15 protein-coding genes and 1 riboswitch are annotated in these 19,140 nt (G+C 46.4%); of the genes, 3 read left to right on the forward strand and 12 right to left on the reverse strand.

The genetic code is table 11. The annotated features are described in order from the left end of the window. Positions 1-151: 151 nt before the first annotated feature. Together P2G85_RS00925 and P2G85_RS00930 are read right to left on the reverse strand one after the other, a co-directional pair. Entirely contained in the window at positions 152-886 is a 735-nt protein-coding gene (locus P2G85_RS00925) for a chromosome partitioning protein ParA (protein WP_275862228.1), read from the reverse strand. A gap of 32 nt (positions 887-918) precedes the next feature. Further along, positions 919-1,077 (reverse strand): hypothetical protein, encoded by a 159-nt coding sequence (locus P2G85_RS00930; protein WP_275862229.1) that lies wholly within the window; start codon positions 1,075-1,077, stop codon positions 919-921. Between the two features lie 527 nt (positions 1,078-1,604). Next, a riboswitch (glycine riboswitch) is annotated at positions 1,605-1,705 on the forward strand. Positions 1,706-1,824: 119 nt separating this feature from the next. Here P2G85_RS00930 and P2G85_RS00935 point away from each other — a divergent pair. Then, positions 1,825-3,201 (forward strand): sodium:alanine symporter family protein, encoded by a 1,377-nt coding sequence (locus P2G85_RS00935; RefSeq protein ID WP_275862230.1) that lies wholly within the window; start codon positions 1,825-1,827, stop codon positions 3,199-3,201. 83 nt (positions 3,202-3,284) lie between these two features. Here the strand turns inward: P2G85_RS00935 and P2G85_RS00940 are convergent, their stop codons facing one another. Further along, on the reverse strand, positions 3,285-3,926 hold the full coding sequence (locus tag P2G85_RS00940; protein WP_275862231.1) for a LysE family translocator: 642 nt from the start codon (positions 3,924-3,926) through the stop codon (positions 3,285-3,287). Positions 3,927-4,186: 260 nt separating this feature from the next. On the opposite strand from P2G85_RS00940, the gene P2G85_RS00945 reads away from it, so the two are divergent. After that, positions 4,187-5,659, forward strand: coding sequence for a carboxypeptidase M32 (locus tag P2G85_RS00945; protein ID WP_275862232.1), 1,473 nt, complete (start codon positions 4,187-4,189; stop codon positions 5,657-5,659). A gap of 102 nt (positions 5,660-5,761) precedes the next feature. Here P2G85_RS00945 and P2G85_RS00950 read toward each other — a convergent pair whose 3' ends face one another. From P2G85_RS00950 to P2G85_RS00985, 8 genes are all read right to left on the reverse strand, one after another. Then, positions 5,762-6,589, reverse strand: a complete 828-nt coding sequence (locus tag P2G85_RS00950) for a DUF2817 domain-containing protein (RefSeq protein ID WP_275862233.1) — start codon at positions 6,587-6,589, stop codon at positions 5,762-5,764. Beyond that, positions 6,559-6,981 (reverse strand): DUF2817 domain-containing protein, encoded by a 423-nt coding sequence (locus P2G85_RS00955; protein WP_275862234.1) that lies wholly within the window; start codon positions 6,979-6,981, stop codon positions 6,559-6,561. Before P2G85_RS00955 ends, P2G85_RS00950 begins: the two co-directional genes overlap by 31 nt. A 473-nt stretch (positions 6,982-7,454) precedes the next feature. Further along, positions 7,455-7,748 (reverse strand): hypothetical protein, encoded by a 294-nt coding sequence (locus P2G85_RS00960; protein ID WP_275862235.1) that lies wholly within the window; start codon positions 7,746-7,748, stop codon positions 7,455-7,457. A gap of 342 nt (positions 7,749-8,090) precedes the next feature. Then, on the reverse strand, positions 8,091-9,350 hold the full coding sequence (locus tag P2G85_RS00965) for an FAD-dependent oxidoreductase (RefSeq protein ID WP_275862236.1): 1,260 nt from the start codon (positions 9,348-9,350) through the stop codon (positions 8,091-8,093). After that, positions 9,317-10,939 carry an NAD(P)/FAD-dependent oxidoreductase gene (locus tag P2G85_RS00970; protein ID WP_275862237.1) on the reverse strand — a complete coding sequence of 541 codons (1,623 nt, stop codon included), beginning with the start codon at positions 10,937-10,939 and terminating at the stop codon, positions 9,317-9,319. Before P2G85_RS00970 ends, P2G85_RS00965 begins: the two co-directional genes overlap by 34 nt. Positions 10,940-11,368: 429 nt before the next feature. After that, positions 11,369-12,904, reverse strand: coding sequence for an MFS transporter (locus tag P2G85_RS00975; RefSeq protein ID WP_275862238.1), 1,536 nt, complete (start codon positions 12,902-12,904; stop codon positions 11,369-11,371). 199 nt (positions 12,905-13,103) lie between these two features. Continuing rightward, a complete protein-coding gene (locus tag P2G85_RS00980) occupies positions 13,104-16,274 on the reverse strand; it encodes a hypothetical protein (protein WP_275862239.1) in 3,171 nt (1,056 codons plus the stop codon). A gap of 572 nt (positions 16,275-16,846) precedes the next feature. Beyond that, positions 16,847-17,734 carry a LysR family transcriptional regulator gene (locus P2G85_RS00985; RefSeq protein ID WP_275862240.1) on the reverse strand — a complete coding sequence of 296 codons (888 nt, stop codon included), beginning with the start codon at positions 17,732-17,734 and terminating at the stop codon, positions 16,847-16,849. A 101-nt stretch (positions 17,735-17,835) separates the two neighbouring features. On the opposite strand from P2G85_RS00985, the gene P2G85_RS00990 reads away from it, so the two are divergent. Beyond that, positions 17,836-18,204, forward strand: a complete 369-nt coding sequence (locus tag P2G85_RS00990) for a DoxX family protein (RefSeq protein ID WP_275862241.1) — start codon at positions 17,836-17,838, stop codon at positions 18,202-18,204. A 159-nt stretch (positions 18,205-18,363) separates the two neighbouring features. On the opposite strand, the gene P2G85_RS00995 is transcribed toward P2G85_RS00990, so the two are convergent. Continuing rightward, complete coding sequence (locus P2G85_RS00995) at positions 18,364-19,116, reverse strand: TIGR01458 family HAD-type hydrolase (protein WP_275862242.1); 753 nt, start codon at positions 19,114-19,116, stop codon at positions 18,364-18,366. Positions 19,117-19,140: the final 24 nt, after the last annotated feature.

Below are 19,140 nucleotides of genomic sequence, written 5' to 3' on the forward strand. Positions count from 1 at the left end.
CATGAAGGAATGCGTAATAACCGACGTATGTATAATCTACACAGGAAACGATAGCGCAAACCCGAATATTGAAATACCGGGGCACCCACATCGTACGATTGCAAACTAAAAAAGGAGCCGACAGGCTCCTTTTTTAAATAATATCAGATCATTACAGCCCCATCTCCTCACTGAGCGCTTTGATCTGTTTGAGATCCATTTTATTCACTTCGATCAGTTGATCCACCTGGCTTAAACGTGAATTAGCTTCATCATGTTTATCGCACGCGTCCGATTTCACATCCCAGGATTTACCTTCAAGGAAAATATCGCACTCTGATTTGAGCTTTTCGATTTTAGGCAGCAGTTGTTCGCGCTCTTTTTCCAGAGCTTCCAGATCTTGGGTCACTCGCATCTCTTTACGGAACACTTCACGTGAACGCTCGAACATTGTCGCCTGCAAATCAGCCTGGCGATTGAGCTTTTGGTTTTCAGACGCGGTTGAGTCCAGTTGTTCTTGCTGCTGTTTAATCTGCGCTTCCAGTGACAGATTAACTTTCTCGACTTCTGTGAGTTGCTTCTGCAGCGCCTGTAACTGTTGTTGGTGTTGCAGCTCTTTTTCTGCAAGCTGCTGGGTCAGTTTCTCTTGCAGCTCTTGATCTAAGCTTTGTTCACGCGTCTGCACCTGCGTAACCAGTTGGGTTTTATCCTGGGCCAACGCCTGATATTGCTCTTCTAATACCTGATAGGTTGACTCCCACTTACTGGCCGTCAACACCGAGCCCAGCAGCCCGCCAAAAGCCAAACCAATAACGGCAGCGATAGCAATATATAAATGCGTACGCTTGTCGCGCTCTTCAATGACCACCACGTCATCTTGTTCTTCAATATTTTTTTGAGAAGTCACCGTAATTTACTCCAAGATCTCTGGTGAGAAGCCTAGCGTGCCAGTTCTGCGATCATAATCGACGCGGTATAAAGCAAAAAAGCCCCAATCAACACAATGACGGTGATCTTCTGCACTTTTTCATTGGTACGATAACGAAATAAAACAAACGCTATCGCAATGAGTACCGCGATGGCTAATAACCTGGTCATACAACCTCCTTGTCAGAACGGAAGAACCAGAGCCTCCCGAGAGAGTTACTGAGTGGCTTATTGTACCTCAATTCTAGGTTCCATTCGGTTAATATCGCGTAGTTTTTAAGGTTTTAAATCCAGTTCTTATTATTTTTTGCTCGTCAATTGAACAACTTATCACCGACCGAATGCCCTCTGATACCCACAGAATATAAAAAGAAAAGCAGCATTCATCAGCCAAATAGGCTCTAACTTCCGCCAAAAAGCATAAACATGGCGACTTCCTGTAACACATTTGAATTAAACCCCACCCACACGCAGGAAATTAATCAACGTTTAGGTGTTGAAATGACGAAAAAACATGATAAAGTTCACACGTCAATGATGGCCAGCATTATTGACTAACCTTTACTCATTAACTTGAGTAATTGTTCCGATGAAGACTGCAGGAGAGTGGTTATTAACCAAATGGCAACATTTGGCCAGAGTAACCCGCCGAAGAATTAACTATTTCAGGTGCTACCTTGGTAGCGGGGACTGTCGTTGGAGGAACCTCTGGAGAGAACCGTTAAATCGGTCGCCGAAGGAGCAAGTCTTGCAATCACTGCAAGGTGAAACTCTCAGGCAAAAGGACAGAGGAGTGGAAAGAAACTAACTCATAATTAGACTTCCCTACCCGATTATCGGTAGCCGATGTCTGATTGAGATCTTTTGATCTCATCCTTTCCCTCTTCTCCTTATTAGTTGTTTTATTAAGGGGAAATCATGAACGACCTACAATCTTTACTTCAAACCATCGATAGCTTTGTCTGGGGCCCACCCCTGCTGATCTTGCTCGTTGGTACCGGTGTATACTTCACTTTCAGCCTCGGCTTAATTCAGTTTAAACACTTACCGACCGCACTTTCGATGGTGTTCAGTAGAGATAAGTCATCTTCGCAACAAGGTGACGTTTCCAGCTTTGCCGCGCTTTGTACCGCGCTATCTGCAACCATTGGTACCGGTAACATCGTTGGTGTAGCAACCGCGATCAAACTGGGCGGCCCTGGCGCACTATTCTGGATGTGGCTTGCTGCGCTGTTTGGCATGGCAACCAAGTACGCCGAGTGTTTACTGGCGGTTAAATACCGCAAGACCGATGAAAACGGCCAGATGATTGGCGGCCCGATGCAGTACCTTCAGTACGGTGTCGGCTCTAAAACTCTAGCAATTCTGTTTGCGGTGTTTGCGTTGGGTGTCGCGTGTTTTGGTATTGGTACTTTCCCGCAGGTTAACGCGATTCTGGACGCCAGCGAAATTTCGCTGGGCATGAACCGTGAGCTGTCAGCGTTTATCCTGACCCTGCTGGTAGCGTTTGTTACTCTGGGTGGTATTAAATCGATCGCCAGTGTTGCCGGTAAAGTCGTACCTGCTATGGCCGTGTTTTACGTTCTGGCGTGTCTGAGCGTGATCATCATGAACGCTGATCAGTTGCTTGCTGCAATTGAACTGGTTCTGGTTTCAGCATTTACTTCTACCGCTGCAACCGGGGGCTTCCTGGGTGCCGGCATTATGCTTGCGATTCAGTCGGGTATTGCCCGCGGGGTATTCTCAAACGAATCCGGTCTGGGTAGTGCACCAATGGCAGCGGCGGCAGCAAAAACCGATTCCTGTGTTAAACAGGGGCTGATCTCAATGACCGGTACCTTCTTTGATACCATCATTATCTGTACCATGACGGGTCTTGCCCTGATCCTGACCGGTGCATGGCAAAGCGATTATGCCGGCGCGGCAATGACCACCCATGCTTTCGCGGTAGGCCTGAACGCCGAAACCTTTGGTCCAATGATGGTGTCTATCGGTTTGATGTTCTTCGCCTTTACCACTATTTTGGGTTGGAACTACTACGGTGAACGTTGTGTGGTATTCCTGCTTGGTACCAAAGCGGTACTGCCTTACAAAGTGATCTTTCTGGTTCTGGTCGCCTCTGGTGCTTTCCTGCATCTGGATATGATTTGGGTTATCGCCGATATCGTGAACGGCCTGATGGCAATTCCGAACCTGATTGGTCTGATCGCCCTGCGTCATGTGGTGCTGGAGGAAACCAAATTGTTTTTTTCGCCCAGCGCAAAGCCGGATGAATTAGACGCAGTCAACGTCTAATTAACGCCAAATAAAAGCCCGCTGAACTCAGCGGGCTTTTTGTTTAAGTTCTCGGCAGGGTGCGTTACCTGATGCCCCCGCCATTACGCACTTGGCGCATCTTCAATCAGCAACTTCACACCGAGTACCACCAGCACCATCCCGGTCGTCCCTTCCATCCATTTCATGAAGCTGGCGTTTTTAAGCAGGCTTTTCGCCGAGTTTAACGCCCCGGCCAGACCGCACTGCCAAAGCATCGCAATCAAAAAGTGAACGGATGCCATCAGCATCGACTGCAATAGCGGAGAACCTTCAGGATTAACGAACTGGGGCAGAAACGCCAGATAAAACACTGCGGTTTTCGGATTTAGTACATTAGAAAGAAAACCTTCCCTTAGCGAACGTTTACCGCTGAACGCAAGGTGTGCCTGCTCAGTTACGGTGATCCCTGCACCACTTTTCACCAGTGATCTCAGGCTGCTCAGCCCAAGCCAAATCAGGTATACCGCCCCGATCATTTTCACCAACTGAAACAGCTCAGCCGACTGGGCCAGCACCGCCGAAATCCCCACCGCTGAACACAGTGCATGGACATACAGGCCACAACAGATGCCCAGACTGGTTGCACAACCGTCTTTAAGCCCTGCCCGGCTGGTATTGCGGATCACCAACGCCGTATCCAGCCCCGGAGTAAGAGTCAAAATAGTAATGGCGATCAAAAACGCCTCAAAATTCAAAATATCCATATATTGTTTGTCGTGATAAAACCTTCCTCATCAATACCGTCAAATGCCACCAGGTGCAAGCTTCTTTTCTGCGTGTCTATACAAGTTACTGAATTTGTGCACAATAGGGCTGTTTTGTTTAATTAATAATTGATTAACAAATGTCCGTCTGCCTTTCCCTGCAAGGGACAGCCTTCAGTCAGGCGGCACAAACACGAACCCTGAAGTTCAAGGAACCCTTTGGGGTGTTTAAGGAAAGAACAAAAATAAAGAGTAGTCACATGAACGCATTCGAAAAACTCGTCGAACATTCAAAAAAAGTCTCCAATTTCGAGCATCTCTCTTCAATAGTCAGCTGGGATCAGGCCGCAGTGATGCCCGCCGGCGGGGCCGAAGCCCGCTCAAATGCCATGGCAGAGCTGTCTGTGCATATTCACTCGCTGATGACCCAGCCTCACCTTGGCGATTTGTTTGCTCAGGCAGAAGAACAAACCCTCTCTACCGAGCAACAAGCCGTACTGCGCGAGATAAAACGCGAATGGCAACAAGCCAACCTGCTTCCGGAATCACTGGTTGAGGCGCAGTCACTGGCAGGTTCTAAGTGTGAACATGCCTGGCGTACTCAGCGTAGTGAGAATGACTGGGCCGGTTTTGAGAAGAACTGGGCTGAAGTGGTAAAACTGTCTCAGGAAGAGGCACAAATTCGTGCCGATGCCAGCGGCAGCACACCATACGATGCGATGCTCGATATCTACGAGCCGGGAACCACCTCGGCATCACTGGATGCACTGTTTGCGGATGTCAAAACCTGGCTACCATCATTGATTGATGCGGCAATTGACAAGCAGCGCAGTCACCAAATCGTGCTACCTAACGGCCATTACGCGACAGACAAACAAAAGGCACTCGGGCTGGACGTAATGAAACTGCTCCAGTTCGACTTTAACCACGGCCGTCTGGATGAAAGTATCCACCCGTTTTGTGGTGGCGTACCGACCGATGTGCGTATCACCACCCGATACGATGAAAGTGAGTTCGTCCAGTCTTTGATGGGGATCGTCCACGAAACCGGTCATGCCCGTTATGAACAAGGCTTGCCGAAGTCATTAGCCGGCACCCCAGCCGGTCAGGCCCGCTCCATGGGGATCCACGAGTCACAATCGCTGTTCTTCGAAATGCAGATCGCCCGTAACGAAGCCTTCATTGACCATCTGGCGCATCTGGCGTCTGACTACTTCCAGGGCGATGAATTTGGCAAAGAAAATCTGGCGAACATTTATACCCGAGTAGAAAAAGGCTTCATCCGCGTCGATGCCGACGAGCTAACCTACCCTGCCCACGTGATCCTGCGCTACGAAATCGAACGCGATCTGATTAACGGCAAAATCTCCCACCGCGACGTGCCTGAGTTGTGGAATGAAAAGATGCAAGCCTACTTAGGCCTTTCGACGCAGGGCAATTACAAAGATGGCTGCATGCAGGATATTCACTGGACGGACGGGGCGTTTGGTTACTTCCCATCGTACACGTTGGGTGCGATGTACGCCGCGCAGTTTATGGCAGCGATGAAGCAAACGGTCGATGTTGACGCGGTGCTCCGCAGCGGTGATCTGACTCCTATCTTTACCTGGCTGTCTGACAACATCTGGAGCAAAGGTAGCTTGCTAACAACGGATGAGCTAGTGAAACAGGCTACTGGGGAGTCCCTGAATGATGCCTACTTCCAGGCGCATTTAAGAGGGCGTTACCTATAAACCAGCACCCAACGCTGCGTTGAGTTTATCTGCTGATCGTATGCGTAATAGCAAAGTTTTAAACTGTCTGCCTAACACATGCCCGGCAATGCCGGGCCTTACCTAGAGTGACTCTAAGCTGCTGAGCGCCCGCTCAATAACTTGCTTGCCCTTATTCAACACCGACGCTTTCCATTCCGCAGAGTCTGGATAGAAGGTACGCAACATACATTGCTTTATTTGTGCAGCTTCAGGATTGGCTGTACCCCCGTAATGATACAGCCAGTTTTCGACACGCATTGCTCTGAACACATCCATAGGTGGAAAGGTGCCGTATTCCAGACTCACTGAGGTGACTTCCGAACCTGGTAACGTATCCGCAACCGCCAGTTTGAACGAAGCTTCAAGGTGCGCAGAGACGGAGTTGCCGCTAGTGGTTGTTTCAACTAATGCAGGCCCCCAAATGGCAAGCGCTCTGAGGTGCTCAGGAGAGTCTTCTGGTGAATTAAGTACTATCTCGGCACTGCCAAACTCACCAAGACCAGTATGAACGTCAATAACAATAACCCGCTCTGCGTGAGAAAGATAACGCTGAAAAATTGAACGTAACTGCCGATTTGACCATGTATTCGCCGCTCCTCCATAGAATAGCCCTTTAGGATGCGAATACTGTCCACCACTTATTGCGGCCTGGGCTGCGGCTTTTCCTTGCTTCACCCGATACCACAGTAGCTGTGCCCACGCTGCCACCTCCGACCCAAATGATAAAGAAAGCGGTGCAATCACATCTGCCAGCCGTTTATATTCCGGGTTCTCCGGTACCGGCTTGCTCCAGTCTACAAAATTTCGGTTTACGTCCACATTATCTTCGTTAAACCGACGCAGATAAGCCATGCCATATGGATTAACAGCATGGATCACTAGTAGGCGGTATCCGCAGGTAATCGCCAAGCAATCCCCTCACTTAAAACACCGGTTTGGATAGCAGAACCGGCAAAACCTTCTACACCATGAATACCCGACATCACCAGAACAAACTGCTTTGCATCTTGTGCTCCAAGTAGTGCGACATCCATGAAAAGCGGTTTGCCTTCCGGGCCAGTATGTGAAAAAGGAATACTTTCGATAGTACCGCCCGTCTTATTGACCACGGAAAGAAACTTCTCCCGCGCCTGTAAATAGTCAGGAGAAAAATACGGCTGACTTCCCAGGTCAGAGCTATCCACCCCCACAGCTAATCCGCTATCGCAATGGGAAATTCCCATGCTGCCCAGTTGATATATGCCGATCGCCAAAACCACTGCACATAACGCACTAGTGCTTACTATGACCTGTCTTTTCATCAAGCACCTCCTGGTACGGTTCTGAAAATAAACGGCTTCACTACCTTTATCCCTCCTAGGGTTCAAAAAGAAGACTCAGCAAGCACATTAAGAGTTACGCAGATGTCGAGCCACTATTAGGCGCAAATGCTTGCCTGACGCTATTTGGGTCACAGAGCCAAAATAACGTTGTGCCAACTCCATCGCTTCGGATTCCAGTGCCGGGCCGATGATGTCGGTATAACCACGCTGTGTAATAATCCATTGATGGATCCCCGTTATCCGTTTGTCACAATATCCTGCACGTTGATGGAATACTCCTGCGTAACAAGGAGGGAAACAGCCTATGGCAAGTAAGCCTTCTGGTTTGATGACGCTGCTATCGAAACTGCCTTGATGATTAAATAAAAAAAGGCGAAGTAAATTGCTTCACCTTTTTATTTTGGCTGCAAATGTAAACACTAAACAATATCTTGGTAATTCACTCAAGCTAATTAATGGCGCATAATTTTTGAGTTAGTTTTCTCCGGATGTTTCATTAGGTGCGTATGCCGGTTGGTTGCTGCCTGTGCCATTTCATCCAGGATGCGACTGAGTTCTGAATTGTCCAGACACTGTGCAAGCCCGGGCTCTCGCTGCAAATCAACATCAAATTCATAATGGCATTCTCTTTCCGGGAAGAAGCCAATGTCAGTATCCCTGAATTTATTGGTTTCGGTGATTTCATTGAGCATAGTCGCAACGGTGTAGCAGAACACGTCATATACATCGTTAGTGCTTCTTGCCATATTGATTTTGTTCCTAAAATTAGGAGTATAAGCTTTATCTAGTTTGGAATACGAAATGCGAGAGGTCATGCATCCCCCTTATGGTTCTCAGTAAGTCCTCTTTAACTATAGGACGGGAGAACATCTCGTCAAACTGCCTGCTCAGGGCAATACACTCAAACATTGAGTTGCAGGGGTGGGATAAAATGTAACGTCATGATGGCAAAGATCAGGAATATTCCACTCTTTGCTTAGTAAGGTTAAGTGTTACCGTTCGCCGAGAGCATGTGAACATGGCTGTGCTGCCACTCGCATCCCGAGGTTACTTGGGTATATAAAACTGGAACCGGCATTCCTTCATACTTAAAAATACCGGTTAACCAAATCATCGGCATACTCGCAGGTGAATCCCACGCAGCTGAAATTGAGTATCTCGCCGGCGTAGTAGGTATTCTGCCCACCTTGCAGCTTCTCAAGTTTGTCATAAAAACCACTGCTCATCTCCTCGGTTCCGACATGAGGGAAATATTTCCAGTGGATAAACTGATGAACCGACTCAATCTCTGCACCAGTTTTGCGTACAAAGGCGTTTAGATTATTTGTCACTTCGGCTTCGCTGGAGCTTTTATCAGTCAGAACATAAAACGAGTAGACAGGCTGCCCTGCTTGCCGGTAGTACCAGAACACAGGATGCCCCTCACGCTCTCTGATAAAGTTCTCCGGCACGTAGCCGGTCTTTTCAACAAAGTTATTTACTGTGCAGAGAATGGTCTGATAATCGAGGTACATGATTTTTTCAAACAGCGCCTGCTCTTGCCGGCTCAAATGCATAAATAACGAGGTTTCGTCCAGAGGCGTGGTGACGATAAGCTTATCGAACTCTTCTGTCCCCGACTCGGTACTGATGGTTATGCCTTCAGCCCGGTCAATGTTAGTGATCTTTGCCTTAAACCGGACATCATGCTCTCTTGCCACACGCGTCCACAATCCCTGAATACCATCAGGAAAGATATAAACTTGCTTTTTCAGGTAAGCAACAATCGTTTTCCAGTTAACGTACTTCAACACGTAAGCGGTGGGGACATTATCCGAATAACAATAGCCAAAACCGGTGAGAAACAGACTGAAAAAATTGGCTAAATCGGTAATTTTTTTATTTTGGGCAAATTGTTCAAATGGCAAGGTGACAGACGGCGAAAGGTGGTGAAAGCCGGGAGATTCCAGCTGTTTGTATTGATTGAGCAGGCGCCGGTAACGGAAAAACAGCTGCCATAACACTTTCAGCTTTAACGCCAGTGACTGCTTGGGGATTGGCTTAGCGTCTTTATTAACGAACATGCTGTGACCAAAATCTGCCGGCTCTATCGGGACGTGATACTTCTTAGCCAGCCCAAGCGGTATGGTATTATTTTTCGTTAAAATCCCCGCACCAAGCTCATAGGTTTTTGCGTTGATTTCAACACTCAGGCATTTTCCCCCGGCATGGTCGGTGCGCTCAAAGACAGTGATATGCTTATAGCCTTTTTGTCTCAGCGCTTCAGCGGCACTGAGCCCTGCCGCCCCCGCGCCCAGAATGGCAATACGCTGATTTAGATCTCTTTTATGGTTTTGTTTACTGTCCATAGTAGATGCTTCTTCAAAATAGTCGATGCACACAACAGCCCCGCCATGGTGCCACCAGCAATACTGGCCGTCATGATATCTTGCCCGGAAAGATACAGATTTTTTACCGGTGTATGGACACGCAGCGCTTTCTGTTGAAAGCGTTGGGGTGAATGGGCAATACCATAAATCTCACCTTGTTTATGATGGGAAAAATGCCGCGTACTGAGCGGAGTCGAGACTTCGTAATAATCAACTTTCCCTTTCAGCTGCGGAGCAACACGATACAGCTGCTCTAACATTTGTCCGGCCAGCTCTTCTTTGAGCACGTTATACTCTTCACCCCGTTTCTGCCATGTCGTATCTTCCCACTTATCAAACCAGTCATAGGGAAGCAGAATCACAACTTCTGCGGTGCTTCTGTCGGGATGTGTTTGTTCTGCTGAAGGGTCTTTTGCCCAAGGGAATGAGACAAAAGCGACCGGTAATGGGGAGGCAAACTCCGTGTACTCTGCCCGCCCCCGGTCATGATCGTACTGCTGAGGAAAAACCCAGTAATTACATTTGGGCAATTTTAACGTCGAAGGGGATTCTTTGATGCCGACATATAACCCGGCATGGGCCGTTGCAGGTTCCAACTCGCTGATTATTTTATCCAGCTGATGCCTTTTGCTCACTTCTTCCGGCAACAAAGATGAATAGGTACTCACAATACCGGTGGCACTGACCACACTCTTGGCGTAAAACGCTTCGCCATCATTCATTCGAACGCCAACCGCGCTGTTATTTTCGACGATCACCTCACGCACTTCGGCTTGTGTTAAAGCGACGCCCCCCGACTCCTCAATGATCGGAACGATACACTCAGCAAGTTTTGATGCCCCACCCACCGGATAAGCCGCCCCTTCCATATAGTGATTAGCCAGCAGGGCATGCATGTAAAAACTGCTCTTTGACGGCTCTAAACCATAATCGCCATATTGAAAAGTCAGCACGCCAATCAGTTTCGGATTATCAGTGATCCCCTGGAGCACTTCTAATGTGGTCAGGTCAGAAAATTTCAGGGTACTGCGACGAAGAAAGTCGCCAAAAAGATTTGTTAACAATGGTGGCAAGGTTTTCTCAATATAAAACCCACTACCCAGATTGCGGGTTTCATCAAGCAGCGAGAAATACTGATCAATTGAGTCCCTATCCTGCTCCTCGGGGAAATATTCCTTAAGCTTGGCCTTCAGATTTTCCCTTCCTCTGGGAAATACGTATTCTTTATCGCCAAACACCGCCCGGTCATAGATGTCATCAAGCGGGGCCCATTGCAGTTTGTCTTTGGAAATATAACGAAAGACCTTGTTTAATACACTTCCTTGCAGATGAACCTGACCTACATAATGCAAACCGACGTCCCATGCATATCCCTTACGGCCAAACGTATGAGTATATCCCCCGAGTACGTTATGTTGTTCGAGCAGAAGTACCCGTTTTCCGGCCTGGGCTAAAAACGAGGCGACACTCATGCCTCCGGTACCAGAGCCGATGATAATGGCGTCAAAGGTCCGTGCGTCTGTTGTTTGCGCGGATTTACTGTACTGCTGGTATGTTTTGCTAATCATATTGCGCACCTTTCGGTTAAGGTTGCATTATTATTAAATGGAAGTCATTGTTTTATCAGGTAAAGCCAACAACACTCACCAATTCTGCCTAAGGCTTTTTCTAACCAACCACCTTGCATCAATGCCCCTGAAAATCAGCCAGTTCCAGCCAGTTCCATCCCGTTCCATCCCGTTCCATCCCGTTCCATCCATGTCTATTCGGTATTAAGCAATATTTCACTTTAATATTAGCAGTTGAATTAGGCGGTTAGCACAAAAATTTGCATATGGTGACTCATCCGTGAACATTCGTAGGCCATCTGCCCAAATCTGGAGTAACAATTGTTCCCTCAATCGCTGAATCGACCTGCCCCCGTACTTAATGGCGTTTAAACAAAAAAACCGCGGCAGTTACACTGCCGCGGTTTTTATTCAAGTTAGCGTCTTAAATTAGGCTTCGTCGTTATGCTTTACTTTACCACGGCGCTTTTCAAGTGCTTTACGTACCTGATGGGCACGCTCTTCAGTAAAGTTGTATTTGCACATAACCCAAATTGCGAGCAATGCGGTAAACACCGGAACCACAATATCAGCCATACGCAGCATGTTAATAATTTCTACCGCCTCCGGCATATGTAACAGCGCTTCGCCCGCCTGGAGAGAGTTTCTGATCTCTTCCAGCCTTCCGTAACCAATAGCACTTAACACCCAGCCGGACATCAGCATCGCAATCGCCGTACCCAGTTTCACAAACCACCAGTACACCGCGCCGAATACGCCTTCACGTCGTTCACCGGTATTCAGTTCATCCAGATCACAAACATCGGCCGTCATTGACATCATAATTGTGAACAGACCACCGATACCGAAAGTCATCAGCGGCAGCGAAACAAACATCATCCAGTGAGTGTCCTCATTGAGCGCCTGTTCAAATGCCCACCATCTCATAATGTAACCAACAATAGAGATCAGTGTTGCAATGATAAATGTATTCTTTTTGTCCATTCTCTGCGACATTTTGGTGATCGCCGGAATAACCAGCAAACAGGTACAAAGCGAACTGATGGTACCGAACCATGCAGGCCAGGTACCCGACGCTGCCTGATCACCATTAAAGACATAGAACACGATAATAAAGAAGGAAAACTGAGCAACCGTCTGGAAGCCGTTAAAGACGAGGAAAGTCGCGCTGCACAGCTGTACAAATGGCAGGCATCTAAATGTCTGCCAGATCCCCTTAAAGAAGTTAACCATCGTCGAACCAAGCGACGAAAACGATAGTTTTTCAGCCGCTTGCACAGGAAGTACCCGCTCTTTACAAAAGATAGCTGGCACAATACCGAAAACAAGACAAATCAGGCCGACCCAAATCGCTAAATCCCGGCTGCCGACGGCAGCTGAATCATAAAGACTAGGATCATAAATGATCACCCAGAACCATGGCGCAACCATCCATGCCAGTTGGCCGATCCACTGGGATACCGCCATAATACGGGTACGCTCGTGGAAATCCGGGCTCATCTCATAGCCAAGGGCAACCAGTGGCGTAGCAAAAATGGTATAACCAAGATAGAACAGCAGAGAAAGTACCAGGAAGTAGACGAAGTTATAGGTTTCACCATTTTCCGGATAAATCTGCCACATCAGCATAAATGCGACACCGGTAATGATGGCGCCAATAAAGATATACGGGCGGCGACGTCCCCAGCGGGTTCTTGAGTTATCAGAAATGTATCCCATCAGCGGATCGGTAATAGCGTCAAACACGCGAGGCACCGCCCCTAAAACGCCAACCAGAAAAGGATCCATACCTAATCCCATAACCAGTACAATCATAAAGACACCCAGCGCAGCTGCGAACAACTGGTTAGCAAGAGAGCCAACACCGAATGCGATTTTCTGACTGATAGGAACAATATCTTCAGCGACGGTTTCGTAATGTTTTACTTCATTGATGGCGGTGGCAGATTGCCGAACTTCACTCATTAAATTACCTTTTTAGATTTCAATATTGAGCCACCTGAGTTTAAGCAGGCCCAACATACTACTTAAATTCCCTAGTAGCTTGTTTAAAGCAAAAACATCAACGACCACTGCGTCTCGCAGTGGCCGAAATAGCAACATAGCGTGCTAAATTCCTACAGTTAATATTTCTATATAGCTTCTACATCGCTTCTACATTAAATTAAAATTTAACTTGAAGTTCAGTGACATCACCATTTCTTAATGCAACGGCATTTTCACCTTTCACCTCTGACAAAATTTTGATTTCACCATTGGTAAACATCAGTGCATATTCCTGAACGGCAAAGTTTTCAAAGGTATTGGCTCTGGCCTGGTTAACATACGTTACCTTAGTTGTGCCCAGGAACGTATATGAAACTTCATTGTTCTCATCAAAAAACTCTGCAGGCAATGCTGGTTTTAAGTTCAATGTAAGTTCATTGTTTTTCATAATAAATGGCTTATCGCCAAACATCATCAACGTCCACATATGCAGCATTTCTACTGTAGAACCAGATAAGCGGGCAACAAAGCCTTGTCCATGAACCATCGGATCCGGATTACATGTTGGTGCAATAAATGAAGAGTTCTCTAAAATACTTCTGCCATATACATTTGGGTCCATAAAACAAACTAGGTTGGTCTTTATTTCATTATAAAATTCACCGTACATACCAGACTTCAGCAATCCCAGTAAGTACTTATAATTCATATGCAGGAAGTTTGACTCACGCTCCAGCCAGCCTTTAGTAAAGGCGCGGGCACGGCCAATCTCTACGCTCATTTCATTTAAACATTCACTGGTTTTAAATTGTCCCAGCTCTTTATCGTATATTTCTGTTTGCTTAATTCGATTGTAAGAATCTAAGTTAGCCGCCATATCATCTGAAGTTTTCAGTAATCTTGCCGGTGCTTCGAGGAAATTAGGCAATACATGCAGTTTAAACTCTTTGACCCTGGCAAGCGGTAAGCCGTAATGTCCGACTTTCGGTTGTCCATCTTCTAAGATTTCCTCATGCTTTACCGCTTCATAATACAGGAATGTTGGCAGAATACCGCCGGAGAGGCCCTTCGCTTTCTCAAGGCCATGCTCTAGTTTCGCAATCATCTTTTCAAGCAGCGCGACGATATCCGTTACGTTTACCGGTTGATCATTCGATTCAACGGTAAATCTGATCGCCTCCCGGTAGTTCTCTCGCAACGTTGAAAGTTTATCCCAGAATTCAAACCCTTGAGAGTCTGAATCCAGCAATGTGTTAATTCCTCTGATGAATGAGGTAAACTCTCCCGGCAATAGCATTGCGCCCCCGTCAACGACGGATTCGTTTAAGAACTTGATTAATCTCAGTAGTTCAACGGTTTCTGATACGCCTGAGCCAAAAATCCCCGGCAATCCATTCATTGCATCATTCCAGCCTGGCTTATCAGACTCCATTTCAATGCCGATGCCTTCAGGATCTAATGTCGCAAACTTATTAAACGCCAAGGTAAACAGCTTGGTGAACAAGTTTGTCTTGATGATATGGCCATTAGCATCAACCGCCCAGTTTGAGCCTTTTTCGTCCATGTTCAGCATTTTGACTTTTTCATCATCATTATGAAGCAGCGAACCATAACGTCTGATCTTGCCATCTTTTGTAATAACGGTTTTTTCATCCCTCGGTAAAACCGTCACTGGTGATGAATAATACTTGTAGTCGTAATTATCAAACAGCAGTTCTTTCTTAGTATCAGGGTTAACTGCTAGGTAAGATTCAACTAAATCTAATATGTAAGTCCAGTGATCAACCCAAAATCCTTCACCGAATGAGGCTTCGATATTCTGGTTGGCATGTTTTAAAATATCAGCAAGCAAAGCCATATCATCTTTTTCTGACGTGATACCTTCATTCGCCATAGTGTTGATGATAATGCCAGGAGTAAATTTTGAAGACAGTACTTTCTCCATTAACTCGTGCTTGTTATTAAAATTATCTCGTACCAGAGTTTCCAGGTTCGTATCTGAATTAATTTCAAATGTTGAACCATTGACACCTAACGGATTATATCCATCCAATTGGATCAGAGATGCAAATAGTAATACGTTAAAATCACCAATTTTTGGGTTAAATAATGAATCAACCCGTCGGTTTTGGCAGACATCGCGGAAGTTTCCGTTTCCTTGAGAGAAATACTCAGGTGCAACATTAAAGAAGTTGTAGTCCCGTTCGAGATCACCATGCTTTCTTGAGAAAATGTGGTATACATGGTTTTTATCTTCGCCTTCAAAGACTAGCGGGTAACCACCACGTAGAACGTTATCCAGGTAATTTTGCTTAATGTACTCATCAAATAATGGATTTGATGTTTTACATTGAACGTCTTTCACCAGTTCAGTAATCACTTGTTCTGATTCTGACTCTTTTGAATCAAAATATTCATCAGATACCATGCTGGATACTTTAGAGTTTAACAACTCAACATTTTGCGCATGACCAATAATGGTTCTCAAGGTAAAGGTTTCATTGGCAGACAGTTCAACCGCCACCGGTGAGAAACCGACTGGGATCTTGTTAGCCGTTACCTGCTCTTTTTTGTAGAGATCTTCAATTGAGTTTTCAGAGAAAGCGACCGGACTGGTCAGTGAGTTATCGTGGCCGAATACTAAGTTCCCATCAACAATTGGCTTGATGAGTTTCTGGTTTGCAAACGATAAGTAGAAGTTACCTTTATCAAGGGTGCTAACTTCTGCACTGTCTGACGTTGTTGATGTCATCTTAAAAAATGGAACATCATTATTCATATTAAAGACGTCCATCCAACTTCTCAATAAGTTAGACATCTCTTTAAAGGCAGCGTTTGAAGTACCATATGGCAAGAGTTGAGAAATACCATCAAGCATTTCGAAACGACGTGGTTTACCTGATAAGTCAGTGACCTTAACTTTTCGCATAATTGCGGCCAGGTTATCGTTTGGAAGACCGAAATACGTAATCTCGACAAATAGCCCGAGATCTCTGTTCTCTTCGGTTATTTTGAACTGCCCACGCTTAATGTGCATCTTGCGGTTAACGTTCTTCGTTCTGACCGGGCCAAAGAACTCATACACATCACCATCTGACTTAATAAAGGTTCTGAAACCAACTCGACTCACATTTTGATAAGCGGTTACCGCAGGTGAGAACTCCAGAATCGGATTGTCTTTATTCTCTACACCAAAAGAACATAAACCTTGTCCTCTGTTGACATAAAATGCCCACAATGGAACGCCTTTCTTACCCGCTAGCCCAGGCAGAAACGAAGAGAATGTTTTCTTTAAATCATAATCATTGATTACAAATTCGTCATTTTCTAAATAGTATTCGTTGTTCATAATTAATCTTTTGTCTATTTCTATCGATGCAGTTAATCGCGAGCCCAATTTGTTATATGGCTGGCGGTTCAGTGATGAACTGGCTCGTTTTCGGTACTGGTATTGTTCTTAACAGATGAGCGGCTGCTAAGTTGTCGAACCAAGGGAGGCAATGTGATGCTTCTTAATGTTGTTTAGTCATAACAGTTAAAAGCCCCCAAGCTCCAAGATACGTAAGCCCCACGCTGATGAAAGCGCTTTCTTTCCTTAAAAAGAAAGCGCTTTCTTTTGGATGGCAAGATACTCCCAACACTAATTCAAGTCTATAAAAAAGTGGTATTTACACGGCAGATTTGTGAACTGGGGTTGACTTCGTATAATTAGCGCCGAGTCGACCTTTCGAGTTTAAATCCTTATAATTCAGCCACATAAACTAACTAATCATTTTATTATGAACTCAATAAAGAAAAGTCATCAATGCCACAAATTGCTTTTTGTTTGGTATAGCCTCAAAAACCGTTACCTGTCACAACCAGACCCGGTCTAACGAACCGCTGGTTAGCGACTCGTTTTTCCCTTCACCTTCGTGATTTTTACCGTGGCAAAAAGCACTGAGTCAAAAAGTCAATAAATGCGCGAATGCGCTGAGGCTGGTGGGCACTGTCTTTGTACACAAGGTACATTGGTAACTTAAATGGCTGATATTGTTCTAATACTTGCTTTAACGTCCCGGCTTTTAACTCTTGTTCCACCATCCAGCGTGGCATCGCGGCAATACCCTGACCCAGTTTGGCCATTTGCACCAGCATTTCCGGGCTATCACTGCATACCTGCTCTTTCACCTTAACTTTGAGCTGTTGTTTTCCATCACTGAATCGCCATAAGTCAGACGGGGTAGATAAGGAATAAGTAAGGCATTGATGCAGGCTTAAATCGCTGGCGGTTACCACAGGCGGATGACTGGCGAGATAATCCGGAGAAGCAAAGTACACCAGTTCGTTGTCCATCAGCCATTTGGCCCGCAGTCCGGAATCTTTGAGGTAAGCCGCGCGAATGGCGATATCCACATTCCCCTCGACCAGATCGACAAACTTGTCAGACACCGAGACCTCAACCGACAGATCCGAGTGCAAGTTCAGGAACTCATTCAGCGGAGAGGCCAGCAACCGAACGCTAAAAGCACTGGGCACGGAAAGCGTTAAAGTACCGGACACGCACGTCTGCTCTTGTCGCAACTGAGATTCAAACACGCTCATCTCTTCCAACAACTTTTGCGCTAATGCCAGATATTGTTTGCCGCCGGTTGTCAGGCTAATCGCACGGGCATGGCGATGAAACAGGGTAATGCCCACCTCTTTCTCCAGCCAGGCGATTTTTTTACTCACCGCACTTTGGGTGGTATTGAGTTCATTTGCGGCGGCGGTGAATGTGCCGAGTGTGGCCACGCGGGTAAAAACTTTTAAGCAATCAAATTTATCCATAAGACATTCCTGTCTGGAATGGTAAAGAGCTAAATTTTAGTATCCTTTAACTTATTTTGGAATGCTTTAATGGCCCTACTGTTTGATTAGGAGTCAATGTTATGTTGTTTGTTCAAGGGGTATTAATCGCATTTTTCTTGTTTGCCAGTTCGATTAAAATTTTTGGCTGGTTAAAGGCGGTTTTCGAGCCGCAGTTAACCTTCTTCCACCGTTATGGACTGAATCGTGCCGCGATGTTCGCCGTTGGTGTGATTGAAGCCAGTGGTGCTATCTTGATGTTAATGGGCATGATCAACGCCAGCCTGCTGCTCAGTGCCATTGGTGCCAGTTTCATTGTGATAACTTCAGTGGGTGCGATGTACTTTCACTTTCGTTTTGATAGCTGGAAAGACGCGGTTCCGTCAATGGTAACGCTTTTACTGTCTCTGTTGGTCGCGGCACCGCTACCAGGATTAGTCACTCACTGGTAAAAAGGGATACTGACATAAAGAATTTCAAGCCATCAGTGACATCCCCACACTAAATAAGGCGGAAAAACCATTTAGCTCACCGCCTTACTTCGACAACCAAAGTAATGCCATCAAAACCTGAGACAGGCCTGAGAGCAGAAGCGGACAACCGCCAAAAGTTCATCGGTCAATACGATCCACGGCCCACTCTACCGCTTCGGTTACTGATTCAACACATAAAACCGGCTGACCCAACTGATTCTCGTCACCCGGCTGATACTTGCCCGTTTTCACCAGACATGCCTGCAATCCGGCATTCAGCGCACCTTCGACGTCCCCAAAGACATCGTCCCCAACCATCAGAACCTCCCGGGCACTCAGCGTGGTCGAAGCCACAACCTGGGCGAAAAATTCAGCGGATGGTTTGCCGACAATAATCGCCTTAGTCGCCGCGGCATACTCGATGGCGCGAATAAAAGGCCCGGCATCAAGATGCAACTTTCCTTCTAGTTTGAAGTAACGGTTTAACCCCACGCCAATCAAGGGGGCGCCCGCCTGACATAACTGGAACGCGCGATCCAATGCCGAATAGGATAACGCCTCTTCAGCGTCGGCGATGAAGACCGAATTCGGCCTCGTCTGGTCAATATCATCAAACTCCGACTGAATATTGTTATGGATCAGGCAGTAAGGCCGTAACTGGCGCTGCATGAGCAGTGCCTTGGCCGCCGCCGGGGCGGTGAAGATCTGCTCCGGTTCAAGGTCAAACCCTAACCTTTGCAGATCCTGATAAACTCTGATACTGGTTTTACGTGATGTATTGGTCACAAAGCGAATCTGCAGTCCGCTTTTCTTGGCCAGCGCCACTGCTTCAACCGCGCCGGGAATAAGTTGCTCCCCTTCATAAAGCACGCCACTAAGATCAAAAAACACCCCTTTGAGCATCCTGCCTACCCC

It is taken from the genome of Vibrio sp. CAU 1672 (assembly GCF_029223195.1).
In the GTDB taxonomy this organism is placed as follows: domain Bacteria; phylum Pseudomonadota; class Gammaproteobacteria; order Enterobacterales; family Vibrionaceae; genus Vibrio.